This window comes from Methylophaga thalassica MP (genome assembly GCF_000214595.1).
GTDB lineage: Bacteria > Pseudomonadota > Gammaproteobacteria > Nitrosococcales > Methylophagaceae > Methylophaga > Methylophaga thalassica.
In genome coordinates, this window is the sequence record NZ_AFIG01000001.1 from 830,001 (window position 1) to 849,758 (window position 19,758).

The 19,758-nt window shown below is 44.1% G+C and carries 17 protein-coding genes, 1 tRNA gene and 2 rRNA genes (1 of these 20 cut by a window edge); 19 read left to right on the forward strand and 1 reads right to left on the reverse strand.

Going from position 1 to position 19,758, the window contains the following annotated elements:
* The 12 genes from MAMP_RS03980 to MAMP_RS04035 form a co-directional block, all read left to right on the forward strand.
* Position 1, forward strand: a tRNA-Ala gene (locus MAMP_RS03980); it begins 75 nt to the left of the window's first position.
* A gap of 204 nt (positions 2 to 205) precedes the next feature.
* Positions 206 to 3,101, forward strand: a 23S ribosomal RNA gene (locus tag MAMP_RS03985).
* Positions 3,102 to 3,197: 96 nt separating this feature from the next.
* Positions 3,198 to 3,312, forward strand: a 5S ribosomal RNA gene (gene rrf, locus MAMP_RS03990).
* A gap of 468 nt (positions 3,313 to 3,780) precedes the next feature.
* On the forward strand, positions 3,781 to 5,040 hold the full coding sequence (gene rho, locus MAMP_RS03995; RefSeq protein ID WP_007144699.1) for a transcription termination factor Rho: 1,260 nt from the start codon (positions 3,781 to 3,783) through the stop codon (positions 5,038 to 5,040).
* Between the two features lie 9 nt (positions 5,041 to 5,049).
* Positions 5,050 to 5,994 (forward strand): tRNA (adenosine(37)-N6)-dimethylallyltransferase MiaA, encoded by a 945-nt coding sequence (miaA, locus tag MAMP_RS04000; RefSeq protein ID WP_007144700.1) that lies wholly within the window; start codon positions 5,050 to 5,052, stop codon positions 5,992 to 5,994.
* A 70-nt stretch (positions 5,995 to 6,064) separates the two neighbouring features.
* Complete coding sequence (gene hfq / locus MAMP_RS04005) at positions 6,065 to 6,289, forward strand: RNA chaperone Hfq (RefSeq protein ID WP_007144701.1); 225 nt, start codon at positions 6,065 to 6,067, stop codon at positions 6,287 to 6,289.
* Between the two features lie 10 nt (positions 6,290 to 6,299).
* On the forward strand, positions 6,300 to 7,445 hold the full coding sequence (hflX, locus tag MAMP_RS04010) for a ribosome rescue GTPase HflX (RefSeq protein WP_007144702.1): 1,146 nt from the start codon (positions 6,300 to 6,302) through the stop codon (positions 7,443 to 7,445).
* An 87-nt stretch (positions 7,446 to 7,532) separates the two neighbouring features.
* Complete coding sequence (gene hflK, locus MAMP_RS04015; RefSeq protein ID WP_007144703.1) at positions 7,533 to 8,732, forward strand: FtsH protease activity modulator HflK; 1,200 nt, start codon at positions 7,533 to 7,535, stop codon at positions 8,730 to 8,732.
* The gene (gene hflC / locus MAMP_RS04020; RefSeq protein ID WP_007144704.1) at positions 8,733 to 9,605 is read left to right on the forward strand and encodes a protease modulator HflC; all 873 of its coding nucleotides are present in this window, start codon (positions 8,733 to 8,735) and stop codon (positions 9,603 to 9,605) included.
* Complete coding sequence (locus tag MAMP_RS04025) at positions 9,602 to 9,799, forward strand: DUF2065 domain-containing protein (protein WP_007144705.1); 198 nt, start codon at positions 9,602 to 9,604, stop codon at positions 9,797 to 9,799. Before hflC ends, MAMP_RS04025 begins: the two co-directional genes overlap by 4 nt.
* 6 nt (positions 9,800 to 9,805) lie before the next feature.
* A complete protein-coding gene (locus tag MAMP_RS04030; RefSeq protein ID WP_007144706.1) occupies positions 9,806 to 10,996 on the forward strand; it encodes an ATP phosphoribosyltransferase regulatory subunit in 1,191 nt (396 codons plus the stop codon).
* Positions 10,989 to 12,284, forward strand: a complete 1,296-nt coding sequence (locus MAMP_RS04035; RefSeq protein ID WP_007144707.1) for an adenylosuccinate synthase — start codon at positions 10,989 to 10,991, stop codon at positions 12,282 to 12,284. Before MAMP_RS04030 ends, MAMP_RS04035 begins: the two co-directional genes overlap by 8 nt.
* A 34-nt stretch (positions 12,285 to 12,318) precedes the next feature.
* Here the strand turns inward: MAMP_RS04035 and MAMP_RS04040 are convergent, their stop codons facing one another.
* Positions 12,319 to 13,182 carry an NAD(P)-dependent oxidoreductase gene (locus MAMP_RS04040; protein ID WP_007144708.1) on the reverse strand — a complete coding sequence of 288 codons (864 nt, stop codon included), beginning with the start codon at positions 13,180 to 13,182 and terminating at the stop codon, positions 12,319 to 12,321.
* 109 nt (positions 13,183 to 13,291) lie between these two features.
* Between MAMP_RS04040 and glyA the strand changes: the two genes are divergently transcribed.
* The 7 genes from glyA to rnhB all read left to right on the forward strand — a co-directional run bounded on the left by glyA (position 13,292) and on the right by rnhB (position 19,728).
* Positions 13,292 to 14,545 carry a serine hydroxymethyltransferase gene (gene glyA, locus MAMP_RS04045; protein WP_040576175.1) on the forward strand — a complete coding sequence of 418 codons (1,254 nt, stop codon included), beginning with the start codon at positions 13,292 to 13,294 and terminating at the stop codon, positions 14,543 to 14,545.
* A 14-nt stretch (positions 14,546 to 14,559) separates the two neighbouring features.
* Positions 14,560 to 15,033 carry a transcriptional regulator NrdR gene (gene nrdR / locus MAMP_RS04050; RefSeq protein ID WP_007144710.1) on the forward strand — a complete coding sequence of 158 codons (474 nt, stop codon included), beginning with the start codon at positions 14,560 to 14,562 and terminating at the stop codon, positions 15,031 to 15,033.
* A gap of 105 nt (positions 15,034 to 15,138) precedes the next feature.
* Entirely contained in the window at positions 15,139 to 16,245 is a 1,107-nt protein-coding gene (gene ribD / locus MAMP_RS04055) for a bifunctional diaminohydroxyphosphoribosylaminopyrimidine deaminase/5-amino-6-(5-phosphoribosylamino)uracil reductase RibD (RefSeq protein WP_007144711.1), read from the forward strand.
* Positions 16,246 to 16,248: 3 nt separating this feature from the next.
* On the forward strand, positions 16,249 to 16,869 hold the full coding sequence (locus MAMP_RS04060; protein WP_007144712.1) for a riboflavin synthase: 621 nt from the start codon (positions 16,249 to 16,251) through the stop codon (positions 16,867 to 16,869).
* Positions 16,870 to 16,889: 20 nt separating this feature from the next.
* Positions 16,890 to 18,011, forward strand: coding sequence for a bifunctional 3,4-dihydroxy-2-butanone-4-phosphate synthase/GTP cyclohydrolase II (gene ribBA / locus MAMP_RS04065; RefSeq protein ID WP_007144713.1), 1,122 nt, complete (start codon positions 16,890 to 16,892; stop codon positions 18,009 to 18,011).
* A 2-nt stretch (positions 18,012 to 18,013) separates the two neighbouring features.
* Positions 18,014 to 19,156: a lipid-A-disaccharide synthase gene (lpxB, locus tag MAMP_RS04070; protein ID WP_007144714.1), complete on the forward strand. Its 1,143-nt coding sequence runs from the start codon at positions 18,014 to 18,016 to the stop codon at positions 19,154 to 19,156.
* Positions 19,153 to 19,728 carry a ribonuclease HII gene (rnhB, locus tag MAMP_RS04075; RefSeq protein WP_007144715.1) on the forward strand — a complete coding sequence of 192 codons (576 nt, stop codon included), beginning with the start codon at positions 19,153 to 19,155 and terminating at the stop codon, positions 19,726 to 19,728. The genes lpxB and rnhB overlap by 4 nt, the downstream gene beginning before the upstream one ends.
* Positions 19,729 to 19,758 lie beyond the last annotated feature (30 nt).

Genomic DNA, 19,758 nt, shown 5'->3' on the forward strand with positions numbered 1-19,758 from the left:
ACTATTTCTCTTTACGTGATACATACTGGATAGCTTATTTATAAAGTAAGTTACTCAGTGTTTATACACTGCTCTTTAACAAAACGGAAAGAAGTAACAAGGCAGAATGAAATACTGTAGTGATACAGCGTGACATTCTAAGTAAAGAAAAACTTATGTCGCAATAAGATAGACAATATGACTTCAAGTTAATTTGGGGTTATATGGTCAAGTGAATAAGCGCACATGGTGGATGCCTTGGCGATAAGAGGCGAAGAAGGACGTAGAAATCTGCGATAAGCGTTGGCGAGTTGATAAACGAGCTGTGACCCAACGATCTCCGAATGGGGCAACCCACTTACTTTTAGTAAGTATCCTTAAGTGAATACATAGCTTAAGGAGGCGAACCCGGCGAACTGAAACATCTAAGTAGCCGGAGGAAAAGAAATCAACCGAGATTTCCCTAGTAGCGGCGAGCGAACGGGAAACAGCCTGCAAGTGATAATTAACGTATTAGTGGAATAGTCTGGAAAGGCTAGCGATACAGGGTGATAGCCCCGTACATGAAAATGCGTTAATGGTACTAGGCTTGCGACAAGTAGGGCGGGGCACGAGAAACCTTGTCTGAACATGGGGGGACCATCCTCCAAGGCTAAATACTCCTTATCGACCGATAGTGAACCAGTACCGTGAGGGAAAGGCGAAAAGAACCCCGTTGAGGGGAGTGAAATAGAACCTGAAACCGTGTGCGTACAAGCAGTAGGAGCAGACTTGTTCTGTGACTGCGTACCTTTTGTATAATGGGTCAGCGACTTAATTTATGTAGCGAGCTTAACCGAATAGGGGAGGCGCAGGGAAACCGAGTCTTAATAGGGCGACTAGTTGCATGGATTAGACCCGAAACCTGGCGATCTATCCATGGTCAGGATGAAGGTTGGGTAACACTAACTGGAGGTCCGAACTCACGTATGTTGAAAAATGCGGAGATGAACTGTGGATCGGAGTGAAAGGCTAATCAAGCCAGGAGATAGCTGGTTCTCCTCGAAAGCTATTTAGGTAGCGCCTCGTATCTCACTCTCGGGGGTAGAGCACTGTTTGGGCTAGGGGGTCATCCCGACTTACCAACCCCATGCAAACTCCGAATACCGAGAAGTGCAATTACGGGAGACAGACGGCGGGTGATAACGTCCGTCGTCAAAAGGGAAACAACCCAGACCATCAGCTAAGGTCCCAAAATTATGGCTCAGTGGAAAACGATGTGGGAAGGCCCAGACAGCTAGGAGGTTGGCTTAGAAGCAGCCACCCTTTAAAGAAAGCGTAATAGCTCACTAGTCGAGTCGGCCTGCGCGGAAGATGTACCGGGGCTTAAGCCATATACCGAAGCTATGGATGCGTGTTTACACGCATGGTAGAGGAGCGTTGTGTAAGTCTGTGAAGGTGTGTTGAGAAGCATGCTGGAGATATCACAAGTGCGAATGCTGACATGAGTAACGATAAAGGGGGTGAGAGGCCCCCTCGCCGAAAATCCAAGGTTTCCTGCTCAACGTTAATCGGAGCAGGGTGAGTCGGCCCCTAAGGCGAGGCAGAAATGCGTAGTCGATGGGAAACAGGTTAATATTCCTGTACTTGTTATTACTGCGATGGGATGACGGAGAAGGTTAGGTCAGCCAACTGTTGGATATGTTGGTTTAACTGCGTAGGCGTGCTGAATAGGAAAATCCGTTTGGCTAAGCTGAGACAGGACGACGAGTGCCATTAGGCGCGAAGTGATTGATACCCTGCTTCCAGGAAAAGTCTCTAAGCTTCAGGTAATAACAAACCGTACCCCAAACCGACACAGGTGGATGGGATGAGAATTCTAAGGCGCTTGAGAGAACTCTGGTGAAGGAACTAGGCAAAATAGCACCGTAACTTCGGGAGAAGGTGTGCCCCTGTTAGGTGAAGTGACTTGCTCACGGAGCTGAAGGGGGTTGCAATGACCAGGTGGCTGCGACTGTTTATTAAAAACACAGCACTCTGCAAACTCGAAAGAGGACGTATAGGGTGTGACGCCTGCCCGGTGCTGGAAGGTTAATTGATGATGTTAGTTTAGGCGAAGCATTTGATCGAAGCCCCAGTAAACGGCGGCCGTAACTATAACGGTCCTAAGGTAGCGAAATTCCTTGTCGGGTAAGTTCCGACCTGCACGAATGGCGTAACGATGGCCACACTGTCTCCACCAGAGACTCAGTGAAATTGAAATTGCGGTTAAGATGCCGTATACCCGCGGCTAGACGGAAAGACCCCGTGAACCTTTACTACAGCTTTGCACTGAACTTTGAACCTACTTGTGTAGGATAGGTGGGAGACGTAGAAGCGATGACGCTAGTTATCGTGGAGTCGTCCTTGAAATACCACCCTGGTATGTTTGGAGTTCTAACCTACGCCCATTATCTGGGCGAGGGACAGTGTATGGTGGGTAGTTTGACTGGGGCGGTCTCCTCCCAAATTGTAACGGAGGAGCACGAAGGTACACTAAGCATGGTCGGACATCATGCGGTTAGTGCAATGGCAAAAGTGTGCTTGACTGCGAGACAGACACGTCGAGCAGGTACGAAAGTAGGTCATAGTGATCCGGTGGTTCTGAATGGAAGGGCCATCGCTCAACGGATAAAAGGTACTCCGGGGATAACAGGCTGATACCGCCCAAGAGTTCACATCGACGGCGGTGTTTGGCACCTCGATGTCGGCTCATCACATCCTGGGGCTGTAGCCGGTCCCAAGGGTATGGCTGTTCGCCATTTAAAGTGGTACGCGAGCTGGGTTTAGAACGTCGTGAGACAGTTCGGTCCCTATCTGCCGTGGGCGTTTGAGAATTGAGAGGAGCTGCTCCTAGTACGAGAGGACCGGAGTGGACGTACCCCTGGTGTTCGGGTTGTTGTGCCAACAGCATTGCCCGGTAGCTATGTACGGACGGGATAACCGCTGAAAGCATCTAAGCGGGAAGCCCCCCTCAAGATAAGTTCTCACTGGGATTTAATCCCCTGAAGGGCCGTGGAAGACTACCACGTTGATAGGCTGGGTGTGGAAGTGCAGTAATGTATGGAGCTAACCAGTACTAATTGCCCGTGAGGCTTGACCATATAACCCCAAGGGAACTTGGGGAGTTGCGAATTCTTTACGCAATATCTTGTTACCGATTTCCGAGAGTCAGTATTGAACTGACTATGCCAGTTATGCCTGGCGGCCATAGCGAGTTGGCACCACCTGATCCCATCCCGAACTCAGAAGTGAAACGACTTAGCGCCGATGATAGTGTGGGAGTTCCCATGTGAAAGTAGGTCACTGCCAGGCTTTATCTACAAGAAAAGCCCATCCAAACGGATGGGCTTTTTTTTATGTCTCACTGTTTTATATTAACCTGCCTGTGCTGGGCAACACACACCCTGTGACATATTTATCTGGAACAAAAGTTGAGATCGAAGGTGTCTGCAGAGCTGAGCTCATAACTGGGCTTGGTCAAATAGGTCACTTTATAACGGTACGAAACCATTACAAGAACCTAATTCAAAGGAGTTGGATATTCTGTCTTAAAACATTACATGGCCGGTATTTGTTGTTTTTAAATGTAGTTAGTTAATATCTATTAATATGTCGAACATTATATTTGTAGATATTTGTATATAAAACTAGACGTCGATGTTTATTACTGTTATTCTTGATTCCAGTTTTTAAAACCCCCTCCAAAATTAAGACAATTCAACCCATCAATCGATGTGTTTCAAGGCATTTCTATATCAAAATCCCATTCTTAGGTAATACATGAATCTGACAGAACTGAAAAAGCAGTCAGCTGCTGAATTAATGGAACTCGCTCTCTCCATGAATCTCGAGGGCTTAGCAAGAAACCGAAAGCAAGAACTCATATTTGCGATAGTTAAAGCTCATTCTAAACAGGGTGAAGATGTTATCACTACGGGTGTATTAGAACTGTTACCTGATGGTTTTGGTTTTTTAAGATCACCAGAAGATTCTTATGTTGCTGGTCCCGATGATGTCTATGTATCACCCAGCCAGATTCGACGTTTTCACTTAAGAACCGGCGATACGATTAAAGGCAAGATTCGACCACCGAAAGACAGCGAGCGTTATTTCGCTCTCGTCAAAGTCGAAGAAATCAATTACGAAAAACCTGATAAGTCCCGCAATAAAGTCCCTTTTGAAAATTTAACACCATTATTTCCGAACGAGCGTTTCACATTAGAGCGCGGTAACGGCAGTACTGAAGATCTCACAGCACGTGTGATCGATCTGGCATCACCGCTGGGTAAAGGACAACGTGGTCTTATCGTCGCTCCACCAAAATCGGGTAAGACTATGATTATGCAATCTATTGCACAATCTATCGCCTCAAATTATCCCGATAGTGACTTAATTGTTTTATTGATTGATGAACGACCAGAAGAAGTGACTGAAATGCAGCGCTCTGTTCGTGGTGAAGTGGTTTCAAGTACTTTCGATGAACCTGCAACACGTCATGTTCAAGTTGCTGAAATGGTTATTGAAAAAGCCAAACGTCTGGTTGAACATAAACATGATGTCGTTATCCTGCTTGATTCAATTACACGTCTAGCAAGAGCCTACAATACTGTGGCGCCATCGTCAGGTAAAGTTCTGACGGGTGGTGTTGATGCCAATGCGCTGCAAAGACCTAAACGCTTTTTCGGTGCCGCTAGAAATATTGAAGAGGGTGGCAGTCTGACAATTATTGCCACTGCTCTGATAGAAACTGGTTCACGTATGGATGAAGTCATTTTCGAAGAGTTTAAAGGTACAGGTAATATGGAAGTATTACTTGAGCGTAAATTGGCAGATCGTCGTATGTACCCAGCTATTAATGTTACCCGTTCAGGTACGCGTCGCGAAGAGTTACTCACAACCGAAGAAGATCTACAAAAGCTTTGGATTCTGAGAAAGATCATCGCTCAAATGGAACCGGTAGAAGCAATGGAATTCTTAATGGATAGACTTAAATCAACAAAAACAAATGTTGAATTTTTTGACTCTATGAAACAGGGGTAATTACGCTCTGTGCTTCCACCTGCCATATTCATTATGGGGCCTACTGCAGCGGGAAAAACTGACCTTGCTATAGAACTTGCTAGAAAATATCCAGTTGAGATTATCAGTGTAGACTCAGCTCTTGTCTATAAAGAGATGGATATTGGGACAGCAAAACCAAGTCCAGAGATATTAAAAAAATATCATCATTTTTTGGTTGATATTATAGAGCCATCCGAGACTTATTCTGCAGGCCAGTTCAGAGATGATGCACTTCGTCTTATGGCTGAAATTACTTCACGTGGTAAGGTGCCATTACTAGTTGGTGGCACAATGCTGTATTTCAGAGCGCTTCAGTATGGCATTGCCGATCTGCCACCAGCGGATAGTCTGATCAGAGAAAAACTAGACTCTGAAATGCGACAGCTAGGGCGTGAAGCTTTGCACGATAGATTGAAACAAATCGACCCTGTTTCTGCCGAGCGGATACATATTAACGATCCGCAACGATTACAACGAGCACTTGAAGTTTATGAGTTAACGGGTAAAACATTGACTGAGTTAACACATAACAAACATGATGGCTTGCCTTACGATGTAACAAAAGTCATCATTTCTCCATTTGATAGGTCAGTACTTCATAAACGAATAGCCGATCGTTATCAGAAGATGGTAGCTAACGGATTTATTGACGAAGTAAAGAAATTGTATCGACGCGACGACTGTCATATGAACTTACCGTCAATCCGTGCGGTCGGTTATCGTCAGGCCTGGTCTTATTTAGATGGAGATTACGATTACGATGAGTTTATATACCGCGCTATTGTAGCTACACGTCAGATGGCTAAACGACAACTGACATGGTTACGCGCTCAAAATGATGGCGTATGGTTTGATAGTAGTGATGGATTGCCTGTTAATGAAGTCAATCAATATCTTCTTGAGCAGGTTCCACAGTTGATGAATAATGCTTGACGATTCTGTTAAGGCTTTTAGAATGAGTCATTCAGGCAGTTTAAAATAATAACAATATATGGAGTGAATGATGGCAAAAGCACAGACTCTTCAAGATCCTTTCTTGAACGCTTTACGGAAAGAAAATATACCTGTTTCTATTTATTTAGTTAACGGCATTAAATTACAAGGTCAGATTGATTCGTTTGATCAGTTTGTCATCTTACTCAAGAACTCAGTCAATCAAATGGTATATAAACATGCTATATCAACGATTGTTCCCGCTCGTAATGTTAATATTAATCATGAAGAATAGGAGCATTTGATTGTTTGAACGGCCGGATATTCAAACAGCTTTTGATGATTCATCAGAAAAAGAAGCTGTTGTCTTGGTTCATCTGAATTTCAATGATCCTGACTATGAAGACTCTCAACAAGAGTTTATTGAACTAGTTGGGTCAACAGGTGCAAAGATTGCTGCAATAATTCAGGGTAAGCGTCATCGTCCTGATCCCAAGTTCTTTGCTGGCAGTGGTAAGGTTGATGAGATTGCGGAGAATGTCATGGCATCTCATGCTGCCTTAGTCATTTTCAATCACGAACTATCACCAAGTCAGGAACGTAATCTTGAGCAACAATTAAAATGTCGGGTATTAGGCCGTACCGGGTTAATTCTTGATATCTTTGCTCGAAGAGCTCGCTCTCATGAAGGTAAGTTACAGGTTGAACTCGCTCAGCTTCAACACTTGTCAACAAGATTGGTGCGAGGCTGGACTCACCTTGAAAGACAAAAAGGCGGGATTGGTTTGCGTGGACCTGGTGAAACTCAGTTAGAAACGGATCGTCGTTTATTGGGACAGCGAATAAAGTCACTAAAAAAACGATTAGGAAAAGTCCAATCTCAGCGTGAGCAAGGACGGCGTTCACGGCAACGTGGAGGTGTACCTGTTGTCTCCCTTGTTGGTTACACAAACGTTGGAAAATCGACATTATTTAACAAAATAACATCTGCAAAAGTCTATGCTGATGACAGGTTATTTGCGACGCTTGATCCTACTCTGCGTCGTGTTAAATTACATGATACACAACTCCTTATCTTGGCTGATACGGTTGGATTTATCCGTGATCTGCCCCATGATCTTGTCGAGTCTTTCCGCTCAACTCTGGAAGAAACCCGTGATGCTGAGTTATTACTTCACGTAGTTGATTGTGGTGCAAATGATCGTGATGACCTAATTCACCACGTAAATGAAGTCTTAAAACAAATCGATGCGGATGAAGTGCGGCAGTTAATTGTCTATAACAAAATAGACAATGTTGAGGATATTTCACCGCGAATTGAAAGAGATGATGAGGGAAATATTGATCGCATCTGGTTATCTGCAAAAACCGGAGAAGGATTAGAACTGCTGCGAGAAGCATTAAAAGAATATTTCCCAGAAGAATCATTTTCAGAATATGTTGAAGCTTAGATACGGTTTTGGTTGCTTATCATTACCATGTCCGTAAAATAGGCTTGTTTGAAGTAAATTCTCTGTTTTATCAATTTGGAGAGCTACATGGCTTGGAATGAACCCGGAAACGGTGATAAAGACCCGTGGGGTAATCGTGGCAATGATGGGCCACCTGATTTAGACGAAGTTATCCGAAATATGCAACGCAAATTAGGCGGCATTTTTGGTGGTAACGGAAACAATACCAATGGGAATAATTCTTCAGGCCGAGGTGGTTTTTTCGGTTTTGGATTAATTGCAGTCATCGCCGTATTAGTTTGGCTTGCATCTGGTATCTATATTGTAGATCCGGCTGAGCGCGGTGTTGTTCTGCGGTTTGGGCAATATTCAACGACAACATTGCCTGGTCCTCACTGGCACTTGCCTAGTCCAATTGAGAAAGTTGAAGTGGTGAATGTTGAAGAAATTCGTACTGCCGAAATTGGTTATCGCAGTGGCGGAAACCGAGGTGGCGGTACTATCCATTCTGAGTCTTTAATGTTGACGAAAGATGAAAATATTATTGATTTAAAAATTGCGGTGCAATATCGCGTTCAGGATGCACCTAAATACCTGTTTAATGTTAGAAATCCAGATGTCATTCTTCGTCAGATGATGGAGAGTGCTGTTCGTGAAACAGTAGGTCGTTCTAACATGGACTTCGTTTTAACGGAAGGCCGGAGTGCGATTGCTAATAGCACTGAGCAGTTATTGCAAACGATGCTGGATGCGCATGAGATGGGATTATTAGTCACTAGTGTGAATATGCAGGACGTTCAGCCACCTGAACAAGTACAAGCAGCTTTTGCTGATGTTGTTAAGGCGCGTGAAGATGAAGTACGTCAGAAAAACCAAGCGGAAGCCTACTCAAACGATGTCCTTCCAAAAGCGCGTGGTAGAGCATTTAGAATTGTGCAAGAAGCTGAAGCATACAAAAGTCAAATTATTGCTAAAGCCGAAGGTGATGCGAGTCGCTTCACACAAGTTATGACCGAATATAATAAAGCGCCGGATATTACTTCGGAAAGACTGTATCTCGATACAATGGAGTCGGTTTATTCGAAAAGCCAAAAAGTTATGGTTGACGTGAAAAACGGTGGCAGTAATGTACTGTATCTGCCTCTTGATAGAATGAGTCGACGTGGTAATAACCCAACGCAATTGGATTTGGATAGTTTTAACTATCCTTTCTCAACATCAACGACTACTTCATCTTCTAATAAAAGTTCATCAAGCGATGACGCTCGTAGCAGAGGAGGTCGCTAAATGAGTTCCCGTTTAACATTGATTTTAATTTTGCTTGCTGTTGTCGTCGTAACACTCTCATCATCAATCTTTGTTGTTGATGAGCGGCAAAAAGTGCTGTTATTAAGGTTAGGCCAAATCGAGAAGGCTGATTTTAAGCCTGGTATTCACTTTAAAACGCCTTTTGTCACTGATGTCCGCAAATTCGATGGGCGTGAAATGGCACTTGATGCGCAACCCGCTAGATATCTGACGGGTGAGAAAAAGAATGTGATCGTTGATTCTTTTATCATTTGGCGGATAAATGACGTTGCAACATATTTTAGATCCATGGGGGGGGATGAAGACCGCGCGGCCTCTAGACTTTCTCAAATTATCAAAGATGGCTTAAGAGCCGAGTTTGGTCGCAAAACAATCCAAGAAGTCGTTTCTGGTGATCGTGTTGCAATGGTTCAAGATATTCTGAAAGATGCTAATCGCGTTGCTGAGGGATTTGGTATCTCGATTTCAAATGTCCGTATTAAACGTATCGACTTGCCTGCTGAGGTCAGTTCGTCTGTTTATACCCGTATGGAAGCTGAGCGTGAACGTGTTGCAAAAGAACTACGCTCTCAGGGTGCAGAGGAAGCTGAGAAGATTCGCTCTGATGCTGACCGTCAACGTGCTGTCATCATTGCTGAGGCTAAACGTCAGGCAGAAGAATTACGTGGTGAAGGCGATGCAAAAGCCACTGAAATTTATGCGAAAGCATATGGCAAAAATGAAGAGTTTTATTCTTTATACCGTCGATTATCAGCCTATAAAAACATTTTTAATGCTGATGATATGCTGGTCATCGAACCCAAGGGTGATTTTTTCAAGCGATTCAACGACGCTGAATTACCTGTGAAGTGAACGAAGAACTCATTCATAGTTTATTGATTGCAACGGCATTAGTCTTCATCATTGAGGGCATAATGCCGTTTCTTAATCCAACTATGTTTAAACGCACACTGTTACAAACTGTAAGCATGAGCGATAGACAAGTGCGTCTTATTGGCTTGTTAAGTATGTTTGCAGGTTTGATTTTTTTGTACTGGATAAATTAACTCATAATGACTATCAAAGAGAGTTGGCTGTTACCCGAAGGTATCGATGAGCTGATGCCTCAAGAAGCGGCACAACTTGAGAAAATGCACCGAACCCTGGTTGACTTCATGCGAAGTTGGGGATACCAGTTAGTTGTACCACCACTAGTAGAGTATTTGGATTCTTTACTTACTGGTACCGCTAAAACACTCGACATACAAACCTTCAAGCTGACAGACCAGATGTCTGGAAGAATGTTGGGTATTCGTGCTGATATGACCCCTCAAGTTGCCAGAATTGCTGCACATAAGCTGCGTAATGAAGCTGATATTCTCAGGCTATGTTACATCGGAAGTGTGCTTCACACATTACCAACAGGATTGGACGGTGCCAGGAATCCTATCCAACTTGGTGCTGAAATATACGGGCATGCCGGACCTGAAAGCGATATTGAAAGTATCGAACTGATGGTCACCTTATTAAATGTTTCCGGCGCTGTTTCAAAAATGGCACTGGATATCGGACACGTCGGTGTTTATAGAGGTTTAGCGGAGTTTGCTCAGTTAACGGAGAGTCAGGAACAGGAATTGTTTTCTGCATTACAGCGAAAAGCGTCGGCAGAAATAGACTCATTGCTGCAGGCTTATGACATTAATGCTGATGCAAAACAGATGTTACAAGAATTATCTGAGCTCAATGGTGATCAATCTGTACTAGATCGTGCTAAACAAGTATTAAAGAAAGCACCACAATCAGTTCAGGATGCGTTAACTACGCTTGAGCAAATAGCAAATGCCCTGACGCAAAGACTTCCAGAGATTGCTATTAATTTTGATTTAGCTGAGTTACGCGGCTATCACTATCACACAGGTGTTGTTTTTGCCGCCTACAAGCCTAATTCATCACACGCGATAGCTGCAGGTGGCCGCTATGATGATATCGGCGAAGATTTTGGTTTGGCGCAACCAGCGACGGGTTTCAGTCTTGATCTGAAAAAGTTGGTGACCGAGCTTCCAACGCAAAAACTTCATCAAGAAACAATTGGTGTCCAATGGCTTGAAGATGCCAGTCTTCATGCTGCTGTCAAAACATTACGTGAATCAGGTAAGGTGGTTATCTATCAATTCCCTGGTTCTAAAACTCCAACTACACACACATTGGTAAAACTAGATGGTCACTGGCAAGTGACTGAAACAGGAACACATACTCGTGGCTAAAAATATTGTTGTAATTGGCTCCCAGTGGGGCGATGAAGGTAAAGGTAAATTAGTTGATTTACTGACGGATAATGTTTCCGCTGTTGTTCGTTTTCAAGGTGGCCATAACGCAGGTCATACCTTGGTAATAGATGGCAAAAAAACGGTTTTACACCTTATTCCGTCAGGCATTCTTCGTGAGAACGTTCAATGTTTGATCGGTAATGGTGTCGTCGTTTGTCCAGAAGCTCTTTTAAAAGAAATGAACGAGCTTGAGTCAAATGGCATTCCTGTTCGTGAACGATTGAAAATCAGCGCCGCTTGTCCTCTCATTCTGCCTTATCACATTGCGCTTGATCAAGCACGTGAACTGCGTTTAGGTAAAGCAGCTATTGGTACGACTGGTCGAGGTATCGGACCAGCATACGAAGACAAAGTGGGTCGCCGAGGTCTGCGTGTTGGTGATTTGATGAATGAAAAAGCCTTTGCTGAGAAGTTAAAGGAAGTCATGGAGTTTCATAATTTCTCGCTGGTTAATTACTATCAGGTTGAGCCGGTAAGTTATGAAAAAGTATTACAAGAAACATTGGCAATGCGTGATGTACTAATCCCGCTTATTGCTGATATCCCAGCGATGCTTCAGGAATATCACAAAGCAGGTGCCAATGTCATGTTTGAAGGTGCACAAGGTGCTCTGCTGGATATTGATCACGGCACATACCCTTATGTGACCTCTTCGAATACAACCGCCGGTGGCAGTGCCACAGGTTCTGGTGTTGGCCCTTGTCACATCGATTATGTCCTGGGTATTACAAAAGCCTATGCAACTCGTGTCGGTGGGGGCCCATTCCCATCTGAGCTTTTTGATGAAACAGGTAAATACCTGGCTGAAAAAGGGATGGAAAAAGGTGCGACAACCGGACGTGATCGCCGTTGTGGTTGGTTAGACATGGTTGCTTTAAATCGTGCTAGCTGGATCAACAGCATAACGGGATTATGTTTGACCAAATTAGACGTGCTTGATGGTATTGAAACGATTCGTCTATGTGTTGCATATCAGAAAGACGGGCAGCCTGTTGATATCTTGCCTTTAAGCGCTGATGAATTTGAAGATTGTGAACCGGTTTACATTGATATGCCGGGTTGGAAAGAGTCTACTTTAGGCATCACTCAATATGATGATTTGCCTGAAAATGCACGTGCGTATATTGAAAAAGTTGAGAGCCTTGCCGGGGTGCCGATTGATATTATTTCAACTGGACCTGACCGCCGAGAAACGATTATCAGACGAGATTTGTTCGAAGTTTAAGCCTAAAAAAAAAGCCCTCAAACGAGGGCTTTTTTTATGATTCCTTGGGCGAAACAGCTGCCATCAGTGCTGAGTAATCGGTGTTGTCCAGTCCCATATCCAGAGCTTTTTGTAAGAGTAACTCAATACCTTTCAATGCACTGGTATCTAAACCTAGCTCATTGGCAACAGACAAGAAAAGACGTGTATCTTTTGCCAGGTGTTTGGTAGGAAAGTTGGGCTCAGAGAAATCTCGCTCAATCATGCGACTTAATTTTTTGTCGAAGGTCGGTGCATAGAGAGCACTATCACGAACAATTTTCATAAATTGTTCTGTCGCAATCCCTTCTTTTTCCACTAAGGCCAGACTTAAGGCAAAACTGGCTGTCAATCCGGCGATTAACTGATTCATGGCTAGTTTGACAGTGGCACCCTGGCCAATATCGCCAATATATTGTGGTTCATGGCCAATTAACTCCAGTAAGGGTAAAGCCGCTTTGTAATCCGTTTTTTTACCCGCAGCCATTAAAATTAGTTTGCCACTGCCAGCTTCTGGCAGGCTTCCTAGTACCGGACATTCAAGATAACGGCCGCCAGTAGCTCGTACCCGCTGCGCAAGATTGCGTGATTCTTCCGGGGCTATTGTGCCCATTTGGATAAGCAGACAATTTTTAAAGGCTGCATCGTCAATATCATCCAGAACCGAGCTAATGGCTTTTGCATCACTTAAGAAAAGCAAACAAATATCACTCTGTTCTACTAATGCTTGCGCAGATGTGGCTACAGCAGCGCCTCTGGCTTTTAGCTCATCGCACTTTTCCAGGCTGCGATTAAAGACCACCAGGGGTTGATTTTCTGCTAATAAGTGATGTGATAAGGCTTGCCCCATCAGGCCTGTTCCAATTAATCCTATTTTCATAAGCTGTGATTTAATCCTTATGCGAATAAAACTGTCACTATGCCATAGATGCCAGCGACGTTGTGAGATAGAATAATGTCCCATTTTACAGTAGATACAGGGGAATACTGTGTACAAGAAAAACATGACCATCGCTGGCTTTGACGATGAAGTGTTCAATGCAATCACTGCGGAAGATAAACGTCAAGAAGATCATATTGAACTGATCGCTTCTGAAAATTATACGAGCCCTCGTGTAATGGAAGCTCAGGGCTCATCTTTAACTAATAAATATGCTGAAGGTTATCCTGGCAAACGTTATTACGGTGGTTGTGAACATGTTGACACAGTAGAAGCCATTGCTATTGAACGCGCTAAAGAGTTATTTGGTGCTGATTATGCCAATGTGCAACCGCATTCTGGTTCACAGGCTAATGCGGCAGTCTATCTTGCCTTGCTACAAACCGGTGACACGATCTTGGGTATGAGTCTGGCCCACGGTGGTCACCTGACACATGGTGCTAAAGTCAGTGCTTCAGGAAAAATCTATAATTCAGTTTCATATGGTTTAAATGCTGAAACTGGCGAAATTGATTATGACGAAGTAGAGCGTTTAGCCAAAGAACACCAGCCCAAAATGGTTGTGGCAGGTTTTTCTGCTTATTCTCGTGTAGTGGATTGGCAGCGTTTCCGTGATATAGCTGATTCTGTGGGCGCTTATTTGTTGGTTGATATGGCTCATGTCGCTGGTCTGGTGGCTGCAGGTTTATATCCTAACCCAGTGCAAATCGCCGATGTCACCACAACAACAACGCATAAAACATTACGTGGTCCACGTGGTGGTTTGATTCTGGCTAAAGCAAATCCTGAGATTGAGAAAAAACTGAACTCAGCTGTATTCCCAGGCTTCCAGGGTGGTCCTTTAATGCATGTGATCGCTGCAAAAGCCATTGCATTTAAAGAAGCGATGTTGCCAGAGTTTAAAACGTATCAGGAACAAGTGATTAAAAATGCACGTGTGATGGCTGACGTGTTTATGACTCGTGGTTATGATGTTGTTTCAAATGGTACTGATGATCACTTATTCTTAGTCAGTTTTATTGAAGCGGGTCTGACTGGTAAAGATGTTGATGCCTGGTTAGGTGCTGCTCATATTACTGTCAACAAAAATGCGGTTCCAAATGATCCACAATCACCTTTTGTGACATCAGGAATTCGTGTTGGTACACCAGCAGTGACTACACGTGGTTTTAAAGAAGAAGAATGTCGCGATCTGGCAAACTGGATGTGTGATGTAATTGATGCGGCAGGCAGTGAGCAAGTTATTAACGATGTTAAGAGCAAAGTTAAGGCTGTTTGTGACCGCTTGCCTGTTTACGCTTAAGCTTCGGAAACCCTATGCGCTGTCCATTTTGTGGTGCAGATGATTCTAAAGTTGTTGATTCTCGACTGTCGGCGGAGGGCGATGCCATCCGTCGACGTCGTATGTGTGTGGAGTGTAATGAGCGCTTCACCACATACGAAACAGCCGAATTAAGTCTGCCTCGTCTAATCAAACGTGATCGCTCTCGTGAGTTATTTGATGAAAATAAATTGCGAGCGGGCTTTATGCGAGCACTGGAAAAAAGACCTGTCAGTATTGATGCGGTTGATAGCGCAGTTAAAACCATTACTCGTCGACTTTGGGCGACAGGGGAACGGGAAGTCGACAGTCGTTTAGTCGGTGACTGGGTAATGGATGCACTTCGTGAGTTAGATGAAGTCGCCTATGTCCGTTTTGCCTCTGTGTATCGAAGTTTCCAGGATGTAAATGCCTTTCGTGAAGAAATTGAACGAATGGAAAATAAATCTGAAGCGGATGATAAAAAATAAACATGTTCATCAGCACTGATATCTTTCACCTAATGATACTCAGCGCACTAAGTCCCGTTATGATGAGCATTAACCATTATTTGTTTCAAATAGAGAGAATAAATCATGGCTTCTGCTGAATTTTATATGGCAAGAGCCATTGAGCTTGCCAAAAACGGACTTTATACCACTGACCCTAATCCTCGTGTTGGCTGTGTCATTGTCAAAGATAATCAGATTGTTGGTGAAGGCTGGCATCAACGAGCTGGCGAAGGTCATGCGGAAGTGAATGCACTGCACCAGGCTGGTGAAAAAGCCAAAGGTGCTGATTGTTACGTTACGCTTGAGCCATGCAGTCATTACGGTCGAACTCCTCCCTGTGCTGATGCCCTAGTTAATGCTGGTGTTAAACGTGTATTTATAGCGATGACCGATCCTAATCCGGTGGTGTCAGGTTCAGGCATACACCGTTTAAGAGAGGCTGGCATCGAAGTGCATACCAAGCTGTTGAGTTCAGAGTCTGAGAAGCTCAATCCCGGTTTTTTGTATCGTATGCGCTATGGTCGTCCATACATTAGAAGTAAAGTCGCGATGAGTCTGGATGGTCGCACAGCGATGGCTTCTGGTGAAAGTAAATGGATAACCGGACCGAAAGCCAGACTCGATGTACAAAAACTACGTGCACGCAGTTCAGCCATCATGACCGGTATCGGTACAATCCTCGCGGATAATCCGCAATTGAATGTGCGTTTTTCACCATCAGATGACAACTGGTATCCTTCTGGACAGAAAGTCAGACAGCCACTCAAAATTGTGGTTGATAGTGAGGGACGACTGCCGGCTGATGCTCAAATTCTTAAAGAAGGTAAAGTGCTGGTAATTACCGCAAAAGATATTGCTGTAGCTGATACGGCTGAATGTCTGGTGCTGCCATCATCTGATAATAATATAGATTTGAATGCATTGATGGCTGTTTTGGCCCAGCGAGAAATAAATGAGTTAATGGTTGAGGCAGGTGGTGTTTTGAATGGTGCCTTATTGAAAGCGGGTTTAATTGATGAGTTAATTATCTACATGGCACCTAAAATTATGGGTGATATGGCTCGCGGCCTGTTTCATTTACCAGATATGGTGTCGATGGCTCAGAATCTTTCTTTAGAAATTGATGATATTCGTGCAGTGGGAAAAGATTGGCGTATCACTGCAAAACCCATATATAGCGAGGAATCTTAATTCATGTTTACCGGTATCATAGCGGCTATTGGTCAGGTTACTTCCGTTACTCCAAGTGGTGGTGATATGAGGCTAAAAGTGGCGACCCAGAAGTTAGATCTGTCTGATGTTTCTCTCGGGGATAGTATTGCGACTAATGGTGTTTGTCTGACAGTGGTTGAGTTGGATGAAGCTCACGTCAGCTTTGATGTGTCCAAAGAAAGCCTTGAGCGTACCGCACTTTCCCAAATTACGGCTGGGTCGTCTGTCAATCTTGAAAAAGCGCTGGCTGTTGGTGACCGCCTTGGTGGACATATGGTTAGCGGCCATGTCGATGGTTTAGGTAAGGTGTTACAACTGACACCATCAGCACGATCTGTTCAGTTTCGTATTGAAGTGCCAGCTAATCTGGAACGTTATGTTGCTGAAAAGGGCTCTATTACCATTGACGGCGTGAGTCTTACTGTCAATCAGGTCGGGCCAGGCTGGTTTGACATCAATATTATTCCTCATACGATGCAGGAAACTATCATTAAAGTATACAACGTTGGCACTATGGTCAATTTAGAAGTTGATTTGATTGCCCGTTATTTAGAACGTTTATTACCTGGCCAGTCGTCAGATTTTGTCAATGAAACACTGTAAAACACGGTTATACATCTAATATGCAACTTAATAGCACTGAAGAGATTATCGAGGATCTGAGACAAGGAAAAATGGTTATCATCATGGATGATGAAGATCGTGAAAATGAGGGTGACCTCATTATGGCCGCAGAAAAAGTGACGCCAGAAGCGATTAATTTTATGGCACGGTTTGGGCGTGGTCTGATTTGTCTGACACTAACGGAAAATCGTTGTCGTGAATTACGTTTGCCTCTGATGGTAAGTGATAACCAGACGCCATACTCAACTAATTTTACGGTGTCAATTGAAGCCGCAGCAGGGGTGACCACCGGTATTTCAGCGGCCGATCGAGCGTTGACCGTGCAAGTCGCCGTTGATCCTGATTCACGCCCAGAAGATTTGGTTCAACCAGGCCATATTTTCCCATTAAAAGCGCAACCGGGTGGCGTGTTAACTCGTGCGGGTCATACGGAAGCAGGTTGCGATTTAGCTCAGCTTGCCGGATTGTCTCCAGCGGCAGTGATTGTCGAAATCTTAAATGATGATGGCAGTATGGCCAGACGTCCGGACTTAGAGACTTTTGCCCAAACACATAATCTGAAAATCGGTACGATTGCTGACCTGATAAGTTATCGACTCGAAAATGAAATGACCGTAGAAAAGTTATCTCAATGTCAGTTTCCTACAGAATACGGCGACTTCCAGCTTTTCAGCTTTCAGGACTCAGTCAACTCACAAGTGCATCTGGCGTTGACGTATGGTGATATTCAACCTGATGAGGAAACTATCGTACGTGTACATATGGCCGATCCACTCAGTGATATTCTAGGTTCAGTAAGAGAGCCCTCACATTGGCCAGTCCCACAAGTACTGAAAAAAATACAACAAGCTGGAAAAGGCGTTTTGGTGGTGTTGCGCTTGCCAGCACAGAATAAACAATTAGCAGCCAAAATTGCACGTTATGAACGGGAAGACCGTGATGAAAGTCCTTTGCCCGTCAAAAGTGGTTGGGACTTACGTACGTTTGGTGTCGGAGCACAAATTCTGTCTGCATTAGGCGTTAAAAAAATGCGAGTGATGGGTACGCCGACAAAATTAACGGGTGTCTCAGGCTTTGGTCTTGAGCTAGCTGGTTATCTGGAAGCCGATGAGACTGAATAAGCATGCCTGAATTATTTGTAGTGGCGGGCGAGGCCTCTGGCGATGCTCATGCAGGCCGAATGTTAAAGGCCTTAAAACAACAAAGGCCTGATATTGTTGTTTCTGGCATTGGTGGCGATACCATGCGCGATGCCGGTGTTGAGATTGTTACTGATTTCGCTGAGCTGGCTGTTATGGGGCTGGTGGAAGTCATTAAACGTTATGCTCATATCAAAGCCATTTTTGATAAAACTGTCGAGCATTTAGCCACAAATAAACCGGATGCATTAATTTTAGTGGATTACCCGGGTTTTAATCTAAAACTGGCTAAAAAGGCTCATGAACTGGGTATCCCGGTTATTTACTACATTAGCCCTAAAATATGGGCATGGCGTGCCGGCCGGATTAAAGCGATAAAACGTTATGTCGATTTGATGCTGGTTTTATTTCCCTTTGAACAGACACTCTATGAAAAAGCGAGTGTGCCGGTAAAATGCGTTGGTCATCCCTTAGTCGATGCCGTGCACTCAGACTTGACCTCTTCACAAGCAAAGTCTCACTTTTCACTTGATGAAAATGCGCCGGTATTGGGTTTGTTTCCCGGCAGTCGTCGTAGTGAAGTTGAGGCTTTATTACCAGTAATGTTAGCGACAGCTGAACATATTCAACAACGTGACAGTTCTATACAGGTTATTTTACCTTTGGCACCGGGATTAGAAAGGGCATTGATAGAGCCCTTTTTGTCACAAACAGCGGTAAAAGTGAAAGTCATTTCCGGTGAGTTTTATGATGTCGTTCGAAGTTGTGATGCGATTGTTGCTGCGTCGGGTACGGTGACGCTGGAAATTGCCTTGTTGGGTATTCCGCATTTGATTACTTATCGAGTTGCACCGCTGACTTATCACATACTTAAACGACTGGTGAAAATTCCCTATGTCGGCTTGTGTAATATTGTGACTGGAGAAAATGTGGTCACCGAATTATTACAAAAGCAGGTTTCCGTTTCAGAATTAGCCCCCCGATTGCTGTATTTCTTAACAGCCGCGGATGCTAAACAAAACGCTGAATCTGTTCAGCAACAAGTGTTTAAGGCGTTAGGGCCTTCCGGTGGCGCTGAGAATGCAGCAAAAGCAGTTATCTCGTTTATTGATGCTAAATCGTCATGATAGAGACCATTTACGTTGCCGGAGTGGATGAGGTTGGGCGTGGTCCTCTGGCGGGTCCGGTGGTGACGGCTGCAGTCATTCTTGACCCACAAAACCCTATAGCAGGCTTGGCAGACTCAAAAAAGCTCACTGAAAAACGAAGAGAATTTTTGGTGCCACTGATTCAAAAGCATGCTCTGGCATGGGCCATGGGCAGAGCTGAACCAGAAGAAATTGATGAGCTAAATATCTTACAGGCGAGTTTATTGGCAATGAAAAGGGCTGTTGAAGCCCTATCAATTTCACCTGAACATGTGCTTGTTGATGGTATCCATGCACCCAAACTGAATTGCCCGGTAACAACAATTATCAAAGGTGATCAATCTGAGCCTGCCATTGCTGCCGCTTCAATCTTAGCTAAAGTCGCACGGGATCAGGAAATGGTGGCACTGGATAATGTGTATCCTGGTTATGGTTTTGCCAAACATAAAGGTTATCCAACCAAGCAGCATCAACAAGCCCTTCTCAGTTTGGGGGTAACCGATATTCATAGACGTTCTTTTGGTCCTGTGCAGGCTGCCTTATTATCATGATGTTCGATGATATAAATCATAGAAATGCTA